The organism is Brevundimonas sp. CURTG3B2_SDJG (assembly GCF_057364705.1).
The window spans coordinates 1-2,515 of the sequence record NZ_JBNFOJ010000368.1 but is presented as its reverse complement, the minus strand read 5'-3'; the positions used below and the strand labels follow the sequence as shown (position 1 = coordinate 2,515).

At 71.2% G+C, this 2,515-nt stretch carries 5 protein-coding genes and 1 pseudogene; all 6 read right to left on the bottom strand.

Features of this window, described 5'->3' with window-relative positions; genetic code table 11:
* Window positions 1-168: prepilin-type N-terminal cleavage/methylation domain-containing protein (locus AC2W7C_RS16700; RefSeq protein ID WP_486002387.1), on the bottom strand; the 168-nt coding region annotated here is incomplete at its 3' end.
* Window positions 165-539: a type II secretion system minor pseudopilin GspI gene (gspI, locus tag AC2W7C_RS16695; RefSeq protein ID WP_486002385.1), complete on the bottom strand. Its 375-nt coding sequence runs from the start codon at window positions 537-539 to the stop codon at window positions 165-167. The genes gspI and AC2W7C_RS16700, both read right to left, overlap by 4 nt.
* Window positions 532-882, bottom strand: coding sequence for a GspH/FimT family protein (locus tag AC2W7C_RS16690; protein WP_486002386.1), 351 nt, complete (start codon window positions 880-882; stop codon window positions 532-534). Before AC2W7C_RS16690 ends, gspI begins: the two co-directional genes overlap by 8 nt.
* Window positions 883-894: 12 nt before the next feature.
* Window positions 895-951: pseudogene (locus AC2W7C_RS16685) on the bottom strand (prepilin-type N-terminal cleavage/methylation domain-containing protein); the annotation flags it as partial.
* Between the two features lie 21 nt (window positions 952-972).
* Window positions 973-1,428, bottom strand: a complete 456-nt coding sequence (gspG, locus tag AC2W7C_RS16680; protein ID WP_486002384.1) for a type II secretion system major pseudopilin GspG — start codon at window positions 1,426-1,428, stop codon at window positions 973-975.
* Window positions 1,429-1,442: 14 nt separating this feature from the next.
* The coding region (gene gspF / locus AC2W7C_RS16675) for a type II secretion system inner membrane protein GspF (RefSeq protein ID WP_486002383.1) at window positions 1,443-2,515 on the bottom strand (1,073 nt) is incomplete at its 5' end.

Below are 2,515 nucleotides of genomic sequence, written 5' to 3'. Positions count from 1 at the left end.
AGGGCGCGCCGTCCGCTGGAGATCGCCGACCCGGTCGCTGGACGCCTTGACGGCGAAGCGGTTGTCGATGGCCACGCCCAGCACCGCCGCGCCCGCCGCGGCCAGCAGGGCGAAGATCAGGAGGGCGATCAGCACCTCCACCAGGGTGAAGCCGGCGCGCGCCCTCATGACGCCCGCGCCCGGAACAGGGTGCGGTCCGCCGCCTGTCCTTCGTCGTCCACGACCCGCACCTCGATGCGCAGGATGTCCGGATCGTCGGTCGCCAGGACCGTCCGGGTCCAGCGCCAGGCCCGGCCGGCCAGCTCGGTTCGTCCCGAGGTCTCCCCCTCGGGCACCTGAAGGGACACGGCGGCCTCGACCGCGACGTTCTCGGCCACCACCCCGCCCAGCGTCCGGGTCTCGACCCGCGCCGCCGACCGGGTGTTCTCGCCCGCCAGGTTCAGCAGGGCCATAGCCGCCAGGCTGAAGACGGCGAGCGCGACCAGCATCTCCACCAGGGTGAAGCCGTCGCGGGCCCGGCGAGGGCGAGGATCAACCATTGATCGACACCTGACCGGCCCCGTCGACCACGACGGTACGGGCGCCGCCGTCGCGGGCTAGCGTCAGCGAGACCGGATCGGCCGTTCCGGTCGGGTCGAACACCACGCGCGCGGGCTCGATCGAGGCGGTCAGGGCGGTTCCCGCCTGCCAGGTTTCGTCCTTGAAGGGACCTTCGCGAAGAGGGCTCCAGACCGCGCCGTCGAAGGACGAGAAGGCGTAGCCCGTCGCCGTCGCCTCGACCGCGATCGGCCGGTTGCTCAGCACGGCCTCGTCGCGCGCGGCGACCAGGCGGGCGGCGAGGCGCTCGGCCTCCTGGCCCACCGCCGGGCGCGGATCGGGCATGGACAGCACCACCGCCCCCGCCGCCAACCCGATGATGGCGACGGTCATCAGCAGTTCGACGAGCGTAAACCCTGGGCGGGCGGCCCGGGTTTAGCCCTGCCAGTTGCCGAGGTCCGCGTCATTGCCCTCGCCCCCTTCCTTGCCGTCGGCGCCGTACGAAAAGACGTCGAACTGGCCGCCGTGAGCGCTGGCGCGGCGGTACTGGTAGGGATTGCCCCAGGGATCCTCGGGCAGGCGGCGCACATAGCCGCCCTGCCGGTAGCGCTCAGGGCGCGCCAAGTCCGCCGGAGCCGAGACGAGGGCCTGCAGCCCCTGCCGGTCGTCCGGGAAGACCAGGTTGTCCAGGCGGTAGGTCTCGATCGCTTGTTCCAGAGTCGAGATGTCGGCCCGCGCCTTGCCGACCATGGCCTTGTCCTGACTGGGCAAGACGTTGATGGCCACCACGGTGGCGAGCAGGCCGATGATCACGATCACCACCATCAGCTCGACGAGCGTGAAGCCCGCGCGCTTGCGACGCCGAGCGGTTTTCTTCTTGGATTCGGTCATCACGGCGTTCTTTCTCAACCCATGGCGAGGGTGTTGATCTGCAGGATGGGCAACAGGATCGACAGGACGATCAGGGCGACGACGCCGCCCATCACCACGATGATCGCCGGCTCCAGCAGGCTCAGCATCACGGCGGTGAAAGTCGCGAACTCGCGCTCCAGGTAGTCGGCGGCCCGCTCCAGCATCGGCTCCAGCCGGCCGCTCCCTTCGCCGGAGGCGGTCATGTGGACCAGGATCGGCGGGAAAACGCCGGCGCGGCGCATGGCGGCGGACAGCCCCCCGCCCTCACGCACGGCGTCGGCCATGCTCTCGGTGGCCTGACGCAGCGCGCGGTTGCGGATGGTGCGGGCGGTGATGGTCAGGCCTTCCAGGACCGGCAGACCGGCGCTGATCATAGTCGACAGGGTGCGGGCCATCTTGGCCCCGTGCAGGTCCCGCGTCAGACGGCCGATCAAGGGCAGCTTCAGGACGGCGGCGTCGGCCTTCAGGCGGAGGTCCGGATTGCGCAGCAGCGCCGCCCCTGCGACGGCCCCCGCAGCCAGGATCAGGGCCAGAAGCCACCCCCAGTTCCGCATCAGGTCCGACACGCCGATGACCAGCCGGGTCAGCAGCGGCAGGGTCTGGTTCATGCTGTCGAACTGGTCGACGACCTTGGGCACGACGAAGGTCATAAGCGCGACGATCACGCCTAGCGCCACCGCCGCCAGGACGGAAGGATAGACCAGGGCGGTGATCACCTTGCCGCGCACCTGCTGATCGCGCTCCAGCCCGTCGGCCAGACGCTCCAGGATCGGAGCCAGGGCGCCCGACTGCTCGCCCGCCGCGACCATGGCCCGGTAGAGCGGCGGGAAGGCCGCGCCCTGGCGGCCCATGGCTTCCGAGAGGCGAAGGCCCTCCATCACGCCGGCGTGCACCCCCTCGAGCGTATGCCGGACAACCGGACGGTCGGCCTGCAGCGCGATGGTGCGCAACGCCTCCTCGATGGGGGCGACGGTGACCAGGGTGGCGAGCTGGCGGGTGGTCAGGCCAAGGTCCGCGCGTCGAGGCGGCCGCCCTTCCGGCCGGCGGCGCGGGCCATGCCCCGTGG

What these genes read in the sequence shown, in the direction of transcription:
- gspI (WP_486002385.1), bottom strand. Translation starts at nt 539, where the DNA reads ATGGTTGATCCTCGCCCTCGCCGGGCCCGCGACGGCTTCACCCTGGTG.
- AC2W7C_RS16690 (WP_486002386.1), bottom strand. Translation starts at nt 882, where the DNA reads ATGCCCGATCCGCGCCCGGCGGTGGGCCAGGAGGCCGAGCGCCTCGCC.
- gspG (WP_486002384.1), bottom strand. Translation starts at nt 1,428, where the DNA reads ATGACCGAATCCAAGAAGAAAACCGCTCGGCGTCGCAAGCGCGCGGGC.